At 71.6% G+C, this 19,376-nt stretch carries 17 protein-coding genes and 3 pseudogenes; 14 read left to right on the top strand and 6 right to left on the bottom strand.

The window, feature by feature from the left end; translation table 11 throughout:
* Nucleotide 1 precedes the first annotated feature (1 nt).
* From ABGB14_RS37015 to ABGB14_RS37000, 4 genes are all read left to right on the top strand, one after another.
* The gene (locus ABGB14_RS37015) at nt 2-1,387 is read left to right on the top strand and encodes an extracellular solute-binding protein (protein ID WP_347648510.1); all 1,386 of its coding nucleotides are present in this window, start codon (nt 2-4) and stop codon (nt 1,385-1,387) included.
* Nucleotides 1,384-2,352, top strand: a complete 969-nt coding sequence (locus ABGB14_RS37010; protein ID WP_347648509.1) for a sugar ABC transporter permease — start codon at nt 1,384-1,386, stop codon at nt 2,350-2,352. The genes ABGB14_RS37015 and ABGB14_RS37010 overlap by 4 nt, the downstream gene beginning before the upstream one ends.
* 5 nt (nt 2,353-2,357) lie before the next feature.
* Complete coding sequence (locus ABGB14_RS37005; protein ID WP_347648508.1) at nt 2,358-3,206, top strand: carbohydrate ABC transporter permease; 849 nt, start codon at nt 2,358-2,360, stop codon at nt 3,204-3,206.
* A 951-nt stretch (nt 3,207-4,157) separates the two neighbouring features.
* Nucleotides 4,158-4,544, top strand: coding sequence for a hypothetical protein (locus ABGB14_RS37000; RefSeq protein ID WP_347648507.1), 387 nt, complete (start codon nt 4,158-4,160; stop codon nt 4,542-4,544).
* A 187-nt stretch (nt 4,545-4,731) separates the two neighbouring features.
* Here the strand turns inward: ABGB14_RS37000 and ABGB14_RS36995 are convergent, their stop codons facing one another.
* A complete protein-coding gene (locus tag ABGB14_RS36995; RefSeq protein WP_347648506.1) occupies nt 4,732-4,980 on the bottom strand; it encodes a hypothetical protein in 249 nt (82 codons plus the stop codon).
* Between the two features lie 147 nt (nt 4,981-5,127).
* Here ABGB14_RS36995 and ABGB14_RS36990 point away from each other — a divergent pair, with 147 nt between their 5' ends.
* Both ABGB14_RS36990 and ABGB14_RS36985 read left to right on the top strand, forming a co-directional pair.
* Entirely contained in the window at nt 5,128-8,058 is a 2,931-nt protein-coding gene (locus ABGB14_RS36990) for an AAA family ATPase (protein ID WP_347648505.1), read from the top strand.
* Nucleotides 8,059-8,257: 199 nt separating this feature from the next.
* Nucleotides 8,258-12,331, top strand: coding sequence for a S8 family serine peptidase (locus tag ABGB14_RS36985; RefSeq protein ID WP_347648504.1), 4,074 nt, complete (start codon nt 8,258-8,260; stop codon nt 12,329-12,331).
* A gap of 69 nt (nt 12,332-12,400) precedes the next feature.
* Here ABGB14_RS36985 and ABGB14_RS36980 read toward each other — a convergent pair whose 3' ends face one another.
* A complete protein-coding gene (locus ABGB14_RS36980; protein ID WP_347648503.1) occupies nt 12,401-12,994 on the bottom strand; it encodes an ABATE domain-containing protein in 594 nt (197 codons plus the stop codon).
* Nucleotides 12,995-13,093: 99 nt separating this feature from the next.
* Between ABGB14_RS36980 and ABGB14_RS36975 the strand changes: the two genes are divergently transcribed.
* The 6 genes and pseudogenes from ABGB14_RS36975 to ABGB14_RS36950 all read left to right on the top strand — a co-directional run.
* Nucleotides 13,094-13,546: a VOC family protein gene (locus ABGB14_RS36975; RefSeq protein ID WP_347648502.1), complete on the top strand. Its 453-nt coding sequence runs from the start codon at nt 13,094-13,096 to the stop codon at nt 13,544-13,546.
* Nucleotides 13,547-13,575: 29 nt separating this feature from the next.
* Nucleotides 13,576-14,484 (top strand): pyridoxamine 5'-phosphate oxidase family protein, encoded by a 909-nt coding sequence (locus ABGB14_RS36970; protein ID WP_347648501.1) that lies wholly within the window; start codon nt 13,576-13,578, stop codon nt 14,482-14,484.
* Nucleotides 14,484-14,675, top strand: a complete 192-nt coding sequence (locus ABGB14_RS36965) for a ferredoxin (RefSeq protein ID WP_347648500.1) — start codon at nt 14,484-14,486, stop codon at nt 14,673-14,675. Before ABGB14_RS36970 ends, ABGB14_RS36965 begins: the two co-directional genes overlap by 1 nt.
* Nucleotides 14,676-14,712: 37 nt before the next feature.
* On the top strand, nt 14,713-15,168 hold the full coding sequence (locus ABGB14_RS36960; RefSeq protein ID WP_347648499.1) for a nuclear transport factor 2 family protein: 456 nt from the start codon (nt 14,713-14,715) through the stop codon (nt 15,166-15,168).
* A gap of 67 nt (nt 15,169-15,235) precedes the next feature.
* Nucleotides 15,236-15,598: a YbaB/EbfC family nucleoid-associated protein gene (locus ABGB14_RS36955; protein WP_347648498.1), complete on the top strand. Its 363-nt coding sequence runs from the start codon at nt 15,236-15,238 to the stop codon at nt 15,596-15,598.
* Between the two features lie 137 nt (nt 15,599-15,735).
* Nucleotides 15,736-15,858 (top strand): annotated as a pseudogene (locus ABGB14_RS36950) (IS3 family transposase); the annotation flags it as partial.
* A gap of 248 nt (nt 15,859-16,106) precedes the next feature.
* Here ABGB14_RS36950 and ABGB14_RS36945 read toward each other — a convergent pair.
* A complete protein-coding gene (locus ABGB14_RS36945) occupies nt 16,107-16,448 on the bottom strand; it encodes a cupin domain-containing protein (RefSeq protein ID WP_347648497.1) in 342 nt (113 codons plus the stop codon).
* Between the two features lie 71 nt (nt 16,449-16,519).
* On the opposite strand from ABGB14_RS36945, the gene ABGB14_RS36940 reads away from it, so the two are divergent.
* The gene (locus ABGB14_RS36940; protein ID WP_347648496.1) at nt 16,520-17,491 is read left to right on the top strand and encodes a helix-turn-helix domain-containing protein; all 972 of its coding nucleotides are present in this window, start codon (nt 16,520-16,522) and stop codon (nt 17,489-17,491) included.
* Between the two features lie 49 nt (nt 17,492-17,540).
* Here ABGB14_RS36940 and ABGB14_RS36935 read toward each other — a convergent pair.
* Nucleotides 17,541-17,669: pseudogene (locus tag ABGB14_RS36935) on the bottom strand (ABC transporter ATP-binding protein); the annotation flags it as partial.
* Between the two features lie 16 nt (nt 17,670-17,685).
* A pseudogene (locus tag ABGB14_RS36930) lies at nt 17,686-17,961 on the bottom strand (MFS transporter); the annotation flags it as partial.
* Between the two features lie 361 nt (nt 17,962-18,322).
* Between ABGB14_RS36930 and ABGB14_RS36925 the strand changes: the two are divergent.
* Nucleotides 18,323-18,715: a nuclear transport factor 2 family protein gene (locus ABGB14_RS36925; protein ID WP_347648495.1), complete on the top strand. Its 393-nt coding sequence runs from the start codon at nt 18,323-18,325 to the stop codon at nt 18,713-18,715.
* A gap of 12 nt (nt 18,716-18,727) precedes the next feature.
* Here ABGB14_RS36925 and ABGB14_RS36920 read toward each other — a convergent pair whose 3' ends face one another.
* Entirely contained in the window at nt 18,728-19,078 is a 351-nt protein-coding gene (locus ABGB14_RS36920) for a YnfA family protein (protein ID WP_347648494.1), read from the bottom strand.
* Between the last annotated feature and the right edge of the window lie 298 nt (nt 19,079-19,376).

Below are 19,376 nucleotides of genomic sequence, written 5' to 3'. Positions count from 1 at the left end.
CATGAGGCATCGGACCAGGGCGTTCGCGCTGAGCGCGGCCGCCGCGGTGATGCTCGCCGGCTGTTCCGGCGGGACGCCGAACGAGGGAGCGGCCGAGGAGGTCACGAAGCTCACGTTCTGGACGGGGCAGACGACCCCGGAGCGGGTGACCGCCCAGGAGGAGATCGCGGCGCGCTTCACCGCGAAGACCGGCATCGAGGTCGAGGTGGTGCCGCTCTCCGGTCCCGACCAGAACACCACGTTGCTGGCCAACGTCGCCTCCGGCGAGGTGCCGGACGTGATCCTGCACGGCTGGGAGCAGTCCGCCAGCTGGGTCGACCAGGGCATCCTCGACCAGAAGGCGGCCGCCGAGGTGATCGCCGGGCTGGGCGAGGAGACCTTCGCCGAGGGCGCCATGCGCATGATCGAAGTCGGCGGCCAGCCGTCCGGCGTCCCGATGGACGGCTGGGGCTACCTCTACCTCTACCGCAGCGACCTGTTCGAGGCCGCCGGCCTGGACGCCCCGAAGACGATCGAGGACCTGGCCGCGGCCGCCGAGAAACTCTCGGCCGACGGCAAGGGCGGCATCGCGCTGGGCAACCAGCCGGGCAACGCCTGGCTCGGCGAGACGCTGGAGGCGTCCGTGCTGCCGAACGGGTGCCAACTGGTCGCCGGCGGCAAGGTCACGATCGACTCTCCCGCCTGCGTGCACGCGCTCGAGGTGTACCAGCGGATGGCGGCCACCAACGGCGGCGCCCAGTTCGACGTCGAAGCCGGCCGCTCAGCCTACCTGAGCGGCCAGGCGTCGATGCTCATGTTCTCCTCGCATATCCTCGACGAGGTCGCGGGCCTGGACGAGGCCAACCCGCCCACCTGCCCCGAGTGCAAGGAGGACCCCGGCTTCCTCGCCCAGAACACCGGGGTCCTCACCTCGCTCACCGGCGCGGACGGCACCGAGCCGGTCCAGTTCGGCACGGTGCTGCAGCTGTCGATCCCGACCGGGGCGCAGACCGAGGCGGCCAAGGACTACGTCGAGTTCCTCATGACCGATGGCTACGTGGACTCGCTGGCCATGGCCACCGTCGGGCGGGTCCCGGTCCGTCTCGGCACCGCCGAGAACCCGACCGAGTACATCGACGCGTGGTCGAAGCTCCCGCTCGGCGCCGACGGCCAGGGCGGATCAATCGCCAAGGTGTACGGCGACGAGGTCGCCCAGCAGGTCGCGACGGGCTCGGAGAACTACGTGCGCTGGGGCGCCGGCACCGACGACGTGCTGCTGGCCTCCCTGGTGACGCAGCAGCAGGTGGTGCCGCAGAACATCGGCGACCTGTTCTCCGCGGGAGACCCGGCCAAGGTGGCCGAGGGTCTCGCCGCCGCGGCCGAGGCGGTCCAGCAGGAGACTGAGTGACCGCACGCACCACCGCCACCGGCACCCCGCGTCCTGCCCGGCGCAGTTCGCGCGCCCGGCAGGAGGCCAGGGCCGGCTGGCTCCTCGTCGCCCCGACGACGGCGGTCGTGCTCGCCGTCGTGGTCCTGCCGTTTCTCGCCGTGCTGGTGCTGGCGTTCCAGGACATCAAGCTCGTTCAGCTGCCCCGCCTCACCCTGACCGACCTCGGGCTGAACCCGGAGAACATCCTGGCGCTCTTCCGCTCGGAGGGCTTCTGGACGTCCCTGCGTACCACCGTGGTGCTGTCGCTGGCCACCTCGGTCCTGTCGGTGGCGCTCGGCGCGGTGACCGCGGTCGCGCTGCGGCGGCCGTTCCGCGGGCGGGCGCTGGTGAGTGCCCTCGTGCTGGTGCCGTACGTGCTGCCGGTGGTCGCCTCCACGCAGACCTGGCGCAGCCTGCTGAACACGCAGTACGGCTTCGTCAACGCGGTGGGCACCCGGCTGCTCGGCTGGGACGCCCCGATCGCGTTCCTCACCACGCCGGACATCACCGTGCTCGGCGTCGAGATCCCGCTCGCGCTCTGCAGCGTGATCCTGGTGCTGGTCTGGCACACCTTCCCGCTGGCCTACCTGTTCGTGGCGGCGCGGCTGCACGCCGTGCCGGGCACCCTGGAGGAGGCCGCGGTGCTGGACGGGGCCGGGCCGTGGCAGCGGATCCGGTACGTCATCCTGCCGGAGCTGACCGGCGTGGTCTCGATCCTGCTGCTGCTCCGCTTCATCTGGACCTTCCAGACGTTCAACGAGGTCTACCTGCTGACCGGGGGAGCCGCCGGGACCCAGGTGCTGGCCGTGCGGGTCTACAACGAGCTGGTCGTACGGTCCGACATCGGGTCGGCCTCTGGCGTGGGTGTGGCGATCACGCTCATCCTCGCCGTCTTCATCACCGCCTACCTCGTGCTCCAGCGACGTCGGGAGGCCGCATCATGAGCCGTATGTCCGGGAGCGAAGCGGTCGCCGGCGTCGTCCGCGTCGTCGTCATCGTTGTGATCGTGGTCTTCGCGGCGTTCCCCCTGCTGTACGCCATCGGCCTGTCGCTGCGGTCGTTCGCCGACGTCGCCGCTGATCCGCTCGCGATCCTGCCGGGCACCTTCGACCTGTCGGCGTACTCGACGGCGCTGCGCGGCCGGGGGGAGGGCGGGTTCGACCTGTTGCGGTTCATGGTGAACTCGTTCGTGCTCTCCGCGCTCACCACTCTCGCGACCCTCGTCGTCTGCGTGCTCGGCGCCTACGCGACGGCGCGGCTGCGCTTCCGCGGCCGGGGCGCCGTGGGCGCGCTGTTCCTCTCGGTGTACGTGCTGCCGGGCATCGCCCTGGCGGTGCCGCTGTACGTGCTCTTCAGCCGTCTCGGCCTGCGCGGGTCGCTCGTCGGCCTTGTGATCATCTATATGGCGACGACCGTGCCGCTGGCGATCTACATGCTCCGTAACTACTTCGAGTCGGTCCCGGTCTCCGTGGAGGAGGCCGGGGCGATCGACGGAGCCGGCCGGATGCAGATCATCGGTCGGATCGTGCTGCCCATGACCATGCCCGGGATCGCGGCGACCGGCCTGTACATCTTCATGATCGCGTGGAACGAGTACCTGTACGCCCTGCTCTTCCTCATCGACGACCGCGAGCGCTGGACCGTCTCGCTCGGAGTGTCGCAGCTCGCCCAGTTCGACGTGCCGGTCACCGTGCTCATGGCCGGGTCGATCGCCATCACGGTACCGGTCCTGATCGGCTTCTTCGCGGCCCAGCGCGCGATGGTGTCGGGGCTGACGGCGGGCGCGGAGAAGGGCTGACGGGTCAGCGGGGCCGGTAGGGGGGTCGACGAAGATGAGAGCGTCGCCTACCGCGCGTTCTCTGGAGCCGCAGGGTTTGTTGATGAGTCGGCCCTTGAGGGACATGGTGGCGGAGCCGCCGCCGTCGAGGTTGATGGCGTCGTGCATGCCCAGTGCCTTGGCGACGGCGGCGCTCTCCTTGAGGGTGGTGCCGACGCCGGTGGACATCCGGCCGTCGATCGTGGCGAGGACGATCTTCTTGTCCTCGGTGGTGCCGACGGTGGCGCGGGGGTTGCTGCCGAAGAGGCCGCCGGCGGCCTGGAGGGACGTCTGGTCCTGCGTGAGCTTCGTGCCGCGGGTGCTGGACGTCTCGGTCACGCGGCCCTGGGCGTCGAGGATGACCTCCACGCCGGGTCCGGACGGGGTGGCGGAGGCGAACTTGGGGGTGAACTTGACGACGGCGCCCGGCGCCGTGCCGACGGGGACCTCGGGCGGGTGGTTGATGTGGTCGAGCGGCAGGGTGGCGCCCGTCCGCTTGTTCCGTACGCTGCCCGACCAGGTCACCTTGCCCACGAGGGCGCGGTTGCTACGGGCGTACACGACGTCTTTCGACCCCTTCGAGAGAGTCGGCCAGGCGGCTGATACGCATCAGCGAGACCGGTTTCGGAGTCAGCCGCAGCGCGACCTTCGGCGCCCCCATGACGGAGGGAATCGCACATTGGGCTTCCCCTCGTAGGGGTCCCGCTAGCACTGAAGAAATTCCCAACGAATTACCGTCTAACCTGCGGTAACGAAGGTCCTGTGGAGGAGGTCTCGGTTCAATTACGGTGGTGGGCCACGGGCTCGGCGCTCACGTCCGTGTCTTCGGCGCGTTCTGTTCGTCGTGGTCGCGCAGATGCAGGGCCATGGACAGCATGGCGGGGTCGGTGACGGTGGCGCCGCCGATGGCCTTGCGTTCTTACGGGCGGACTCGTGACCTTCCAGGGTGCGGTCGCGGATGTATTCGCGTTCCGTCCCCGACAGGGCGGCCAGCACGGCGAACACCACGCCGGACGGATCATGGCTTCCTTGCAGCTCGCCGGTGAGGAACTCCAGGGCGACGCCTGCGGCGCGCAGTTGTGCGGCGAGTTCGGCCAGGGCCAGGCCGCGGCCAAGTCGCTTGTGCTCGTGGACGACCAGGGTGACGGCGATGCCGGAGGTGCGCATCTCGCGGGCCAGGTCCACGGCCCGCTCGAGTTCGGGCCGCCTCGTGGCGCGGGTGGAGATCTTCTCCGAAAAGAGATCCGGCTCGCTCCGGCCGCCTTGAGGGAGTCGAGCTGGGTATCCGGCGACTGCCGCAGCGTCGAGGCACGGGCGTAGCCGATCTTGTACGGCGAGCCGGCCGGGGCGGCGCAGGAGGACATCGGGCAGTCGTGGGCCTCCACGCGGAGAAAGTCGTCGTCATGCACTCCGAGGTCGTTTCATGGGTGCGTTTCACCCGTCAAAGGTTTTGCACCGACCTATGAAACAACGGACGCCAGCATGTTCCCGGCCGGTACGGGCTGTTTCACAAGCGACCATTATCTTGAGCCGCTGATCGTTGCGGGCCTCTGACCTGGGCGGCCTCGTTGGAGACGGTGTCCGCAACGAGACCGCAGGCGGTCTGAGACGCGTCGGTCAACAGGGGCCGATCGTTAGCGAAGAGCGGCTCGCGGAAGCCGCCGCGCTCGACCATCCCGACGTCCTGCCGCCGAGCCTGCTGATCATCGACTCCCCGCGGAACCTCGATACGGAAGGGCTGGATGTCGGAACTCATGCCCTTCATCCTGGGCGTCTGGGGTCCTCACCAGTAGTTCTTCGTGCACCGGTGGGCATGCAGAACGCACAAGCCCACCCGTGAGCCTTTATGGGCGTTTGCTGTATGAATGATCCAGGCTGGGCCAGGTGAGCGGAGGCGTTCCCGATGTCGGATGGCGGCACGGTCGCGGGGCGGGTGATCTCGCCGGTTCTGGTCGGGCGTGAGGAGGAGCTGCGGCGCTTGGTCGCGGCGGTGAGCCGGCCGCCCGCCGTGGTGGTGCTCGAAGGCGAGGCCGGCATCGGCAAGAGCAGGCTGCTGGCCGAGCTGGCGGCCCGTCCCGAGATGGCCGGTCGGCTGCTGCTGCGCGGCGGCGCCCGGCGTATCAGAGAGCCGTTTCCGCTGGGCCCCCTGGTGGAGGCGTTACGCGGCGCCGGTGACCCGCTCGCGCGGGCCGAGCTGTCGCCGGTCGCGGGCGCGCTGCGCGGCCTGCTGCCCGAGCTGGCGCCGGTGCTGCCGCCGTCGCTGGAGCCGCTGGACGACCGGGCCGCGGAACGTCACCGGTTGTTCCGTGGCCTGGCCGAGGTGCTGCGGGCGCTCGGGCCCGTGGTGCTGGTGGTGGAGGACCTGCACTGGGCCGACGAGCAGACCGCCGAGTTCCTCGCCTACGCGCTGGCGGTGCCGCCGCCCGGGATGTCGGTCGTGCTCACCTACCGGGGGGAGGAGGCCGATGCCGTGGTCAGGGAGGTGACCGGGCGGCCCGCCGACGCGGTCTTCCACGATCACATCCTGCTGAAGGCTCTGGACGCCGCGCAGACCGGGGAGTTGGCCGCCGCCATTCTCGGCGAGGCTGGGGTCACCGCCGACTTCGGCGCGCACCTGTACGAGCTGTCGTCGGGGCTGCCGCTGGCCGTACAGGAGCTGATGGCGCTGCTGCGCGCCCGGGGCGCGCTGATCAGGCTGCGCAGCGGGCGATGGGCGCGCAAGGCGGTGGCGAAACTCGACGTGCCGCCGGGTGTACGCGACTCGGTGCGTGAGCGGGTGGCGCGGCTGCCCGGGGAGGCGCGTGCGGTGGCGGAGGCGGCGGCGGTGCTCCAGGTGCCGGTGCGGCCGGCGGAACTGGCCCGGGTGAGCGGCCTGCCGAGGGGCGAGACCGTGGCCGGGGTGGACGAACTGCTGGTCTCCGGACTGCTGGCGGAACAGGCCGGGGCGGTGGCGTTCCGCCATGTGCTGACCGCGCAGGCGGTGTACGGCGCGATCCCGCTCGGGCGGCGGCAGGAGCTGCACGCGCGGGCGGCGGCGGCCGTGCGGGAGCTGAAGCCGGTGCCGCTCGGCCAGGAGGCCCACCACCTGCGCCAGGCCGGACGGCTGGCCGACTGGGTCGAAGCCGCGGAACAGGCCGCCGAGCAGGCGTCGCAGCTCGGCGACGACGCCGAGGCCGTGCGGATCCTGGAGGACGTGCTGCGCCACGCGCCGCTCGACCCGGCCCGCCGGGGCCGCCTGGCGGTGCGGCTGGGCTGGGCGGCCCCGCAGGTGCTGCGCCCGCCGGAGGTCATCGATCTGCTGTCACAGGCGCTGGAGTCGGAGCAGCCTGGCCCGCTGCGCGGTCAGCTTCACTTCCTCATCGGGCTGCTCCAGGAGCGGCTCGGCGGGGACCCCGGCGCGCAGCGCCGCGCCTTCGCCGCCGCCGCGGGCGACCTCGCCGACCGGCCCGCGCTGGCGGCGTGGGTGATGGCGGCGCTCGGCAGGCCGATGGACGCACGGGTGCCGCTGGCCGAGCACGTCGTGTGGCTGGAGCGGGCGCTGGAGGCGGTCCCGGCCGTCGGCGACCCGGTCGAGGAGGTCTTCGTCCTCGGCAAGATCGCGACCTCCTTCTGCGGGTACGGCGATCCGCGCTGGCTGGGGCTGACCGAGGAGGTGCGCCGCAGGACCGGCGGCCTGCCGGGGCATCGGCAGGAGGTGGGCGCGTACCGGTCCATCGCGGAGAACGCCTGTCTCGCGGGCGGCTACGAGGTCGCCGCAGAGTTGCTGACGGCGGCGATGCGGGGCGCGGCCGGTGAGGAGTCGTCACGCGAGCCGCTGTCGCGCTGCCGGCTGGTCGCGCTGCTGCTGGCCTGCTGTCAGGGCCGGTGGGACGGCCTGGAGGAGGAGACCGCGCTGCTGCTCGACGAGTACGGTGGGCGCCCGTTCGACCGCCTCGGCGCCGAGACCGTCGCGGCCTGCCTGGCGCTGGCGCGCGGCGAACTCGACACGGCCAGGCGCGAGCTGCCCGAGGTCGCAGGGAAAGCCCTGGCTCTGGGCGCCTACGAGCTGCTTCCGCTGTCGGCGGCCGGGTTCCTGCGGCTGTCCACGGCGAGCGGCGAGGCCCAGGCCGCGCTCGCGGCGACCGAGGCGGCGGTCGCCGTGTGGGAGACCAAGGGGCTCTGGCCGCTGGCGGTGCGTGCGCTGCCCGCGCTGGCCGAGGCCATGGTCGCGGTGGACCGGCGGGAGGAGGCCGTCGCGCTGGCGGAGCGGCTGTCGGCGCGGCTCGGCGGCCTCGACGCGCCGATGGCGGCGGCGGCGCTGGCGCACGCGCGCGGGCACCTCACCGCCGGGGACGCGCCCGCAGCGGCGCGGTTCCGCGCGGCGGCGGCCGGCTACGACCTGCTGGGCGCGCCGTACGAGGCGGCCCAGGCGCGCGAGCTGGCCGCCGGGCGTCTGTTCGCCGCCGGTGACCCGTGGGCGGGGGAGCCGCTGCTGGAGGCGATGACGACGTTCCGGGACCTGGCCGCCCGGTGGGACCTCGACCGCGCCGCGCAGCTCGCCCGCAGGCACGGCGTGACGGTCAAGGGCCGCTATCCCGGCGGGCCGCAGGGTTACGGCGCCGACCTGTCCCCCCGTGAGCGGGAGATAGCCGAAATGGCCGCCGCCGGGCTGACCAACCGGGAGATCGGCCAGCAACTGTTCGTCTCGCCCAGAACGGTGGAGAAGCACCTCGGCGCCGCGCTGCGCAAGCTCGGGTTGCGCTCCCGCGCCGCACTCGGCGCGCACCTCGGGGTCGAACACCCCCGTAGTGACCCACCCGGTACGGGGGCCGCGAATGGGGTGCCCTACCCATAGTCCCCCGAAGGGATTCGGGCCACGCTTACGGCATGCCCGAAACCGACTCAGCCGATGGCGAACCGGCCGACGCCGACCCAGCGCAGAAAGGACCGGCGGCTCCGCCGGAGAGGCCGGTCATCGAACCCCTCGACGACGCCCCCGAAGGGTTCGAGCCCGTCTGATCTTCCCCCCTCCCACCCCGAAAGGGCACCCCCGCATGTCCCCACGCAGGCCTCCGCATGATCCCCCCTCTCCCGGGCGCCGCCGCACCGGCGCGCTCCTCGCCGCCTCGGCCCTGGCCCTAGGCACCCTCGCCGTGCCCGGCGCCTCCGCCCAGGCCCAGGAACCCGCCCCCGCCGCCACCCCGGCCACCGGCCCCGTCACGCTGACCGGACTGGGCCCAGGCGACCGCACCGTCACCCTGATCACCGGCGACCGAGTACGGCTCACCGACACGGGCGGCGGCACGTACGCCGTGCGCCCCGAGGCGGGCGTCCGCCCCGACGGCACCACCGCCCAGCTCACCACGCTCGCCACCCCGAAGGGCGTGTACGTCACCCCGAGCGACGCCGTGCCCGCCATCAACGCCGGTCGCCTGGACCGGGAGCTGTTCAACGTCACCTACCTGGCCGAGAACGGCTACACCGACGACGAGACCGAGCAGGTTCCCGTCATCGTCCAGTACCCCGGGGAGCACAGCGACCAGGCCGTGGCCTCGGCGGCCCAGGCCATCCCCGCCAGCGAGCCCGTGCTCGCCCTGGAGAGCGTCAACGCCTCGGCGCTCCGGGTCACCAAGGCGGAGGCGGGCGCGTTCTGGAGCGCGGTGCGGGCCGTACCGGACAGCAAGGGCGCCAACGGGTTCGCCGGGCCGGCCAACGTGCTCGACACGCTGCGCGGCGACATCGCCAAGGTGTGGCTGGACGGCAAGGTCAAGGCCGACCTCGCGGAGAGCGTCCCGATGATCGGCGCCCCGCAGGCGTGGGCCGGGGGTCACGACGGCAGCGGCGTGAAGGTCGCCGTCCTGGACACCGGCGTCGACGCCGAGCACCCCGACCTGGCCGGCCGGATCACCGGCAGCCGGTCCTTCATCCCCGGCCAGGAGGTGCGGGACGGCCACGGCCACGGCACCCACGTCGCCTCCACCATCGCCGGGTCAGGCGCGGCGGCCGGCGGCAAGTTCAAGGGCGTCGCGCCCGGCGCCGAGCTGATCGTCGGCAAGGTGCTGTCCAACGAGGGTTCCGGCACCGACTCCCAGATCATCGAGGGCATGGAGTGGGCCGCCGCCTCCGGCGCCAAGGTGATCAGCATGAGCCTCGGCGGCGACGCCACCGACGGGACCGACCCGATGAGCCAGGCGGTCGACGCGCTCACCGCCTCCACCGGCGCGCTGTTCGTGATCGCCGCGGGCAACGCCGGAGCGTCCGGCGCCGAGACCGTCGCCACCCCCGGCACGGCCGACGCCGCGCTGACCGTGGCCGCCGTCGACAAGAGCGACGAGTGGGCCACCTTCTCCAGCCAGGGACCGCGCATCGGCGGCGGCCTCAAGCCGGACATCGCCGCCCCCGGCGTGGCCATCGCCGCGGCCCGCGCGGCGGGCACGGTCATGGGCAGCCCGCTCGACGAGCACTACACGGCCGCGAACGGCACCTCGATGGCCACCCCGCACGTCGCGGGCGCCGCCGCGATCGTCGCGCAACTGCACCCGGACTGGACCGGCCCGCAGATCAAGGCCGCGCTCATGTCGACCGCCAAGGACGACGCCCTCAGCGTGTTCAAGCAGGGCGCCGGCCGGCTCGACGTGGCCAGGGCGTACACCCAGAAGGTCTTCGCCACCACCGGGGCGCTGGACTTCGGCGCGGTCGAGGCGGACTCCGCCCCCGCGACCGGGGAGCTGACCTACGCCAACCTGGGGGACCAGCCGGTCACCCTGACCCTCACCCCCGACCTGCGCGCGTCCGGCGGCGGCGCGGTCGAGGGCGCGCTGAGCCTCGCCGAGACGACGCTCACGGTGCCCGCGGGAGGGACCGCCACCGTCACCGCCACCCTCGACCCCAAGGCGCTTCCGGAGCTGGACAACTACACCGGCGCCGTCACCGCGACCGCCGACGGCGTCGAGCTGCGCAGCCCCGTGGGCGTGGTGCGCGAGGTGCCCAAGGCCACGCTCACCATCCACACCCTGGGCCAGGACGGCAAGCCGCGCAGCCCCGTCGCCCAGGACACGATCGACGTGTCCGGCGGCAAGGGCCTCATCGGCGGAGTCGCCCTGACCGCCGAGGGCACCACGGTCGTCCGCGTCCCGCAGGGCGTCCTCAGCGTGACGCAGGTGCTGACCTGGGTCGGCGACGACGAGCGCGACAACCTGGCGCTCCTGACCGTCCCCCAGCTCACCGTCAGCGGCGACACCGAGATCACGCTCGACGCCAGGAAGCTGGCCGAGGTCCGCTTCACCACCCCGAAGCCGGCCGAGCCGTTGAGCAACATCCCCTACCTGGCGTACCAGCGGACCGTGGCCGACGGCACCCCCTACATGGGGTTCACCTGGCCCAGGAACGCCTGGGCCCGGCTGTGGGCCCTGCCCGGCGACAAGGTCACCAAGGGCGCCTTCCGCTTCCACACCCGCTTCACCCTCGGGCAGGCCGAGGTCGCCATGAGCGTGCGCGGGGGCGGCAAGCTCACCCTGCACCCGGCCTCCGCGCTGCACGGCTACAACACCTTCGGGGTGCACGAGCAGAGCGACGGCTTCCCCGACTTCCGGCCGTTCACCGGGACCCGGGACCTGGAGGTCGTCGACGTCGGCGAGGGCAGGCCCGAGGACATCGCGGGCCGTGACCTGCGCGGCAAGCTCGTCCTCCTGGAAGCGCCGATGTCGGAGAACCTGTTCGGCGACGCGTGCGGAGTCCAGATCGAGCGGGTCGGCCCGATCCGCGACGCGGGCGCCGCCGCGATCGCGCACTTCCCGAAGCCCGGCACCGGCTGCGCGATCCCGCTGAGCTTTACGCAGACCCCGTTCAGCGGGGCGGCCAAGCCCATCGGCATCCCGACGGTGTCGCTGCCCTCCCGCGAGGCGCTCGGCCTGCGTGACCTGCTCGGGGGCCGCAAGCGGATCATCGTCCGGGTGACCGGCACCGAGGAGACGCCCTACAGCTACACCTTCGCCCCGTACGAAGACGGCCGGGTGCCCCGCTCGATGCACTACACCTTCAAGGAACGCGACCTGGCCCGGGTCGACCTGGACACCCACCTCGCCGCCTCCGCCCGCTACAACGACTGGCGGTACGCGCAGAAGGCCGACGACGTCATGCCGCTGTCGACCGGGCTCGTCGCGTGGGGCGGGCCCCGGCTCACCCAGCGGGAACGGCGTGACTGGGTCGGACCGCTCGACGGCGGCATCCTCTGGTCGCACGGCATGGAGGAGATGCGCGGCTCGCAGACGGACGACCGGATTCCGCAGTGGGCCCTGGAAGTGTTCGACAAGCCGGTCCACACCCGGCAGGCATGGCTGGCCACCCCGTTCACGCCCGGCGTCGCGACCGGCTCTGACAAGGTCTACAAGCTCGCCAAGCCGGGCGCGAACCTCGGCCCGTACTTCCGGTGCATGATCTGCGTCCAGGGCGGCAACCTGTGGGCGGAGTTCGAGCCCAGTTACGGCTCCCCGGGCTCCAGGCAGTACAGCGGCGGCTTCTGGCCGACGACCGACCTGTCCAAGCCGGGCTTCGACGTCCGCCTCTACCGGGACGGCAAGGAGATCCCGCGCGCCCAGGTCGGCGGCACGACCGTGATGCCGGTCTTCGCCCTGCCCGCCGACTCCGGCCGCTACCGGCTGACCGCCAAGAACGACCGGCACGACACCGAGTGGACCTTCGCCACCCCGGCCAAGGCCGACCGGCTGCCCGGCTCGTTCTGCTCACTCGACGTGCTGTACGGCACGGCGGAGCCTTGCAAGCCCGCCCCTGTCGTGTTCGTCAGCTACGACCTGGGCGACACGCTGGACATGGCCAACAGCGTGCGCGCCGGAGGCACGCACTCGTTCACCGTCTCCCCCTACCACTCGCCGTCCCCGTCGAAGATGCCTGACATCGCCGGGCTGAAGCTGTGGGCCAGCACGGACGACGGCGTCACCTACACGTCCGTCTCCGTCAAGCACGCCAAGGACGGCACCTACACCGCCAAGGCCCGCTACCCCGCCTTCCGCGCCACCAAGGGCGCCGTGACCCTCAAGGTCGAAGCCTGGGACAAGGAGGGCAACACCATCAAGCAGACCACCGTCCGAGCCTTCAACCTGCGCAAGTAAGCACGACCTCCGGCACCGCGTGCCCGCTGCCCCCAGCGGTCGCGCGGTGCCGGCGTTTTGCCGCCTCGGTCAGCGGTTCCGTTTCTTGGCGTAGTGGCGGGCGGCTCGGGCCCGGTTGCCGCAGCCGCCCGAGCACCATTCGCGCCGTGGGCTGTCGCGGACGAAGTACAGCACGCAGCCGGGGGCCTGGCAGGCGCGGATCTCGTGGCGGACCGGCCCGGCGAACAGGGTGACGGCGTCCTCGGCCAGTGCGGCGACGGCGGCGGCGACCGGGCGGCCGGTGGTGCGCACGACCAGCTGCGGCTCGGGGCCGAGACGCAGTTCGTGCCAGCGCGGGACGCTGCCGGCGTGGCGGTTGAGCGTCGCGACCGTGTCCGGGGCGGGGTCCTGGCCGGTGACCGCAGCGTCGGCGAGCGCGCGGATGACGCCGCGCAGCTCCCTGGCCCGGTGGAGGTCGTCGCCGGTCACGTCCTGGAGGTCGGCGTCGGAGAGGGGGACGGCGAGCCTGTCGCGCATGTCGCGCAGCCACGCGGCGAGGTGCTCGACCGTGTGCAGGCCGTCCCTGACCCGGCCACGCACCGCATGGGTGGTGTTGCCGAGTTCGATGGGCAGGGGCTCGCCGAGTTGGGGAGCACCGCCGCCGGTGAGGTGAGCCACATCCACGTTTCTCACGGTACCAGGCGCTTGACACCGTAAGAACCCTCCGCCATGCTTATCACGGATGCAAGAGCATTTAACCATTAGAAATATGAGAGGTCCCTCATGAGCGCACCGGCCTTGCGGACCGGGCATGTCGGTCTGAACGTGACCGATCTGGCCCGTTCTGTCGCCTTCTACCGCCAGGTCTTCGAGTTCGAGGTCTTCGCCGAGCGGGCGGAGGACGACCGGCGCTACGCCTTCCTCGGCCGGGACAACACCCTGATCCTCACGCTGTGGCAGCAGAGCGACGGCACGTTCCCCGTGGACCGGCCGGGGCTGCACCACCTGTCGTTCGAGGCGCCCGACATCGAGGCGGTCCACCGCGCCGAGGCCGTCCTGCGCGGTCTCGGCACGGAGCCACTTCACGACGGCGTCGTCCCGCACGGTGAGGGCGCCTCGTCCGGCGGCGTGTTCTTCACCGACCCCGACGGCATCCGCCTGGAGATCTACGCCCCGACCGGCGCCGACACCGCCCCCGCTCCGACGCAGGGTGCTCCGACGTGCGGCTTCTTCTGACAGACGACCCCCAGTAAGGAGAGGAGCCGATGGTGCTCCACGACGGCGAACACGCGGTGCAGCGCCGGGCCGGTCTGACCACCGGCGGATGGGGATCGGCGGGCGTCGGCGGGGCGATCCCGCCGGTCGCCGCGGACTTCCTCCGCCAGCAGCGCCTGGCGGTGATCGCGACCGCCGACGACGCCGGCGCGGCCTGGGCCGGGCTGATCACCGGCCCGCCCGGCTTCCTGACCGCCCCGGACGACCGCACCGTCGTCGCCGACCGGCTGCCCGGCAGGGGCGACCCGCTCGCCGGGCTGTTCGAGACCGAGCGGGACCTCGGCATGATCGTGATCGAACCGGCAGGCCGCCGCCGGATGCGGGTCAACGGCCGGGCCGTCAGGGACGGCGACCGGCTCGTGACCCGCACCGAACAGGTGTACGCCAACTGCCCGAAATACCTGCAAACTCGTACGTATGCCGACGAGACGCTTGCGGCGAGCAGGGCGGCGGTCGTCACCGGCGAGCTGACCGAAGCCCAGCGGCGGTGGGTCGCCACGGCCGACACCTTCTTCGCCGGCACCTACGCGGCCGGACAGGGCGCCGACGCCTCGCATCGCGGCGGCAACCCCGGCTTCGTCACCGTGACCGGCGGCAGGCGGCTCACCTGGCCCGACTACGCCGGCAACTCCATGTTCATGACGCTGGGCAACCTCGCGCTCGAACCCCGCTGCGGCCTGCTGTTCCTCGACTGGGAGAACGGCGCGACGCTGCAGTTGACCGGCCGCGCCCACGTCGACTGGGACCCCGGCAGGGCCGCCGCGGTGCCCGGCGCCCAGCGGCTGGTCGACTTCGACGTCGAGCGGGCCGTCCAGATCACCGGAGGGTTCCCGCAGCGCTGGTCGTTCGGCAAGTTCTCCAGGTTCAACCCGGCTCCGGCCACCGAGAGGAGAGGCTGATGCGCGTCCGCGTCGACATGAGCCTGTGCCAGACCCACGCCCAGTGCGTGTTCGCCGCCCCGGAGGTGTTCGGCCTCGACGACGATGACGAGCTGGTGTACGACGCGACGCCCGGCGACGTGTCGTGGCCCGCCGTCGAAGAGGCCGCCCGCGCCTGCCCCGTCCAGGCGATCTTCCCAGAGGCGGACTGACCCCCGCCGCCCCGAAGCAGCACACCAAGGAGCACGCATGATCCGCCCGCCCGTTCCGCCCTTCACAGAAGAGACCGCCCGCGCCAAGGTCCAGGCAGCCGAGGACGCCTGGAACACCCGCGACCCGCACCGCGTGGCCCTCGCCTACACGCCCGACTCGGTCTGGCGCAACCGCGGCGAGCTGGTCACCGGCCGGGAGGAGATCGTCGCCTTCCTGACCCGCAAGTGGGCCAAGGAGCTGGACTATGCGCTCCGCAAGGAACTCTGGACCTTCACCGGCGACCGCATCGCCGTCCGCTTCCAGTACGAGTGGCGCGATGCGGACGGGCGATCGTGGCGCAGCTACGGCAATGAGCTGTGGGAGTTCGACGAGGGCGGCCTGATGCGGCGGCGTGAGGCCAGCATCAACGACCTGTCGATCACCGCGGAACAGCGCCGGATCCTCGGCCCGCGCCAGGAGGACGAACGGGGATTGCTCATCCCGCTCGCCTGACGGAAATAGCCCGTATTTCCGGCTGGTTGACCACGTAAAGCGGTGATCACACTAGTCGGGAGATGGAATGACATCACCGGTCGAACCGTTCAGCACAGGTGGCGACGAGAGGCTGGGCCGGTTGCGTGACCGCTTTCAGCAGGACGTGGCCGCGATCGAGCGGCTGAGCGGGCAGATAGCCGACATCAGAGGCCTGGGCGAGGCGGCGCAGGGCAAGGTGGTGGCCGAGGTGACGCAGGGTGGAGCGCTGCGCGGGCTCACCATCGACCCGCGCGCCATGCGGCTCGGCTCCGAGGAGCTGGCCGCTGCGGTGCTCGAAGCCGCGGGCAAGGCCGCCCAGGAAGCCGAGCGAGAGGCGGGTGACCTGGTGGCGCCGTTCATCGCGGGCACCGTGCTGGACAGTGACGGCGACCGGACGGGGCGGCCTTGAAGATCAACCCCGGCCGCGCGGGTGTCTACGGGTTCGGTGCCCTCGGCCTCGCCGTCCGGCCGCCCAGGCCAGTTGCCAGGCCGCGTAGAACAGCGGCAGGACGACAGCCGCCAGCCACACCCCGCGTTCACGCGACTGCGCGCCTGGCCGTGTTCCGCTGGATCACCCGCTACAACACGATCCGGCGGCACTCCCGCCTCGGCCGGCTCAGCCCGATCGCCTACGAGAAGACGACAGATAACCTGAAACCTGCCGCCTGAAATCGGTGTTCACGTCGATGGGGGAGGCCCCGAATGCCTCATCGAACAGCTCATGCCGGTGCAGGCGCAGGAAGACGAACAGCTTGGCCCTTTGACGCCTTCAGGATGGTCTGCTCGACCCGGGACGGCTCTACCGGCGGCTGCCACGCTCCGGGACGCATGAATCACGGATCCTCTCCCTGACCCCGACCGAAGACGCGATCAGGAAGAGGTATCACGAATCCAGCCAAGGTTACGTGACCGGCGCTCTAGGACGTGCTAGGACGGGGCCCGGCGAGGATGCTGATGCCCAGCATGCGGGCGCCCGTCTCGGTGCGCGGGCGGTGCGTGCTGCCCGGGGCGAACACGACATAGCTGCCGGGCCCGAGCCGCTGCCCCCGGTCGATGAACTCACCCGAGATCACGTAGTAGCGCTCTTCGCCCTCGTGCACGTCCACCTCGGGCCACTCGGTGCCCGCGGCGAAGTCGTACATCCACCCGCGAGCCCACTCGGTGGCCGGCAGCCGCCGCCGGATGATCCCGGGGACGACCTCGACGGGTTCGACCTCGTCGACGTTCAAGATCTGGACGTCATGCGCATCGTGTGTCATGCGCCCATCGTCGGGGCGGACGTCCACCTCAGCCCAGTGTCATGATTGACGCTTTCAGGTACTTTCTTGCCATGGGTGTCCATCGAGTGGCCGCGTTGGTCCTGCCGCCGCAGTCCACGTTCGAGCTGGCCTGCGCCGCCGAGGTCTTCGGCCTGTCCCGGCCCGGCCTGCCGGGGCGCTACGCGTTCACGGTGTGCGCCGAGCGGCCGGGCGCGGTGCCGACCCTGGCGGGCTACGACATGCTGGTCGGCCAGGACCTGACGGCGCTCGGCACGGCGGACACGGTGGTGGTCCCCGGCTGGCACCGCCGCCAGGACACCGCGCCGCCCGCCGTGCTCGACGCGGTGCGCGGGGCCCACCGGCGCGGTGCCCGGATCATCGCGATCTGCTCGGGCGCCTTCCTCCTGGCCCAGGCCGGGCTGCTGGACCACCGCAGGGCGACCACCCATTGGCGGCTCACCGGCGAACTCGCCGCCCGCTTCCCCGACGTGCTGGTGGAGCCCGACACGCTCTACGTCGACCTGGGCGACGTCGCCACCAGCGCGGGCACCGCCGCGGGCATCGACCTGTGCCTGCACCTGGCCCGCGCCGACCACGGCGCCGCCTACGCCACGCACGTCGCCCGGCACATGGTCATGCCCCCGCACCGCGAAGGCGGGCAACTGCAATACAGCGCCGTGGCCGCCGCCGACCGCCCGCCGCACTCCCTGGCCCCCGTCCTCGACTGGGCCGCCGAGCGGCTGCACGAACCCCTCACCGTCGACGACCTCGCCGCGCGGGCCAGGGTCGCGCCGCGGACGCTCGCCCGCAGGTTCGCCGACCAGCTCGGCGTCAGCCCCGGCCGATGGCTGCTCCAGCAGCGCGTGGCCGCCGCGCGGACGCTGCTGGAAGAGACCGAACTCTCCGTGGAGACGATCGCGGCCCGCGTCGGCCTGTCGTCGGCCACCAACCTCCGCAGACGCTTCCACACCCTGGTACGCACCACGCCCGCCGCCTACAGGCGCTCCTTCTCCCAGAACGATGCGCGCGGCACTCCGGGCTAACTTCGGGTCACCATGGCCGCGATGTCCTCGATCCGGACGATCTGGCCGCGCGATACAGGTTGAGCCCGACCAGACTGGCCACGTAGTCAGTACGTGGATGGCGGGCCACCTCGGCCGGGGCGCCCTGCTGGACGATGGCGCCGTCCTCGATGACGATCAGGCGGTCGGTCAGCACCATCGTGGACGAACCGCCCGATCACGAGCTGCCACGGCTCCTGCGCGAGCCCGCACGCCAGGCTGACCACCCCGAACAGCGCCACGTCGGCGAGGAAGACACGACGGCGGCCCAGCAGATCGGCCAGCCTCCCGCACAACAACAGCAGCCCGCCGAACGCCAGGAAGTAGGCGTTGACCACCCAGGGCAGCCCGGACACGCTGAAGCCCAGCTCATCGCGGATGCTGGGCAGAGCCACGTTCACGACGGTGTCGTCGAGCACGAGCATGAACTGGACAAGGCACAGCACAGTCATCGGCGCCCGGACAACGCTATGATTCGCCACGATTTGGCCACAATCCGCGATGGGGCCATACTGTGCCGCAGGAGGACATCGGCGCGACCATCGTCGTCCGGTTCCCGCTCGCCTCGGGGACTGGATCCCCCGCACAGCCACACCCACCACCAGCTCGCCCGGACCCGGCGCGGCGTCCTGAGCGTCGGCGTGGGCGAGGTGTACTGGGTGCTGCCGCCCGTCAGGGCGCTGTGGCTGCCCGCGGGCGTCACCCGCGCGACCCGCGCCGCGGTGCTGTGCAACCTGTACCTGGCGCAGGCGCTACCTGCACGGCTGACCATGCCCGCCCATCAAGCACATCCCGTCCGGAGGAGGACTCTTCATGACCGACCGCACCCTCACCGATGAGCTACACGAGGCAGAGCGGCGACTTCAGGCGGCGCAACTCGCCGGTGACGTCGAGGAGCTGGACCGGCTGCTCGACGAGCGGCTCGTCTTCACCGGCCCGCCGGACGGCCGGTGCCACACGGAAGCCAAGGGAGCCGACCTGCACAACCACCGCTCGCGTACCCAGGTCATGACGAAGCTCGTCCAGGAGGATCTCACCGTGATCGTCGAGGGGCGTACCGGCGTCACGTGCTTCCTCGGCACGCTGGAGGGCACCTTCGCCGGCCAGCCCTTCGCCGGGCGGATGAGCTACACCCGGACCTGGGTTCACACGGACGAACACGGCTGGCGCATCCTGGCCGCCCACGCGGGCCCGGCAGGACCGTAGCGATCCGGCCGCTCAGCCGCGCGGCGCGTACATGATCACGGCGACTCCGGCCAGGCAGATCAAGGCGCCGACGACGTCCCACCGGTCGGGCCGGAAACCGTCGATGACCATGCCCCTGGCCAGGGACCCGGCGACGAAGACACCGCCGTAGGCGGCCAGGATGCGGCCGAAGTTCGCATCCGGCTGGAGCGTGGCGACGAACCCGTAGAGCCCAGTCCGTCCGGTTCTCGAGAGGGCTTGCGGGGCCCAGTCAGAGGGTGTCGTTGCATCTTCTAATTCCGACGCTCGGTGTAGGCTCCACCACGCAGCCGAACCGAAGCTCTCAGGCGTGTTCCGCAGGGTTGCCGAGAAATCACGTCGCATTGCAGACGAGAGCATACGATCACAACAGTGGATCATTCAGGCTCGCTGATGGGTGAGTGGATGTATCAAGAGGTCGCGCGCTTGCTCGGTCAAGTGCGGCAGTGGAAACTGAGCCCGGATCAATGGGCTGAGGTCGCAGTCGTCCTCGACGGCCTGCAACGGGGAGGACAGGAGCAATCGTCAAGACCTGTGGATCAAGATCTTCTAGGCGGCTCTCGACTGGTCCTCGATCGCCGGTGATTCCGCGGGCCGCTCGACGAGCTTGCCCTTGACGAAGGTCGCCCCGGCACGGACCAGA

Origin of the sequence: Nonomuraea sp. B10E15 (genome assembly GCF_039871615.1) — a bacterium.
GTDB lineage: Bacteria > Actinomycetota > Actinomycetes > Streptosporangiales > Streptosporangiaceae > Nonomuraea.
Note: the sequence above shows the minus strand (reverse complement) of the source record. Positions and strands in the feature narration are given on the sequence as shown.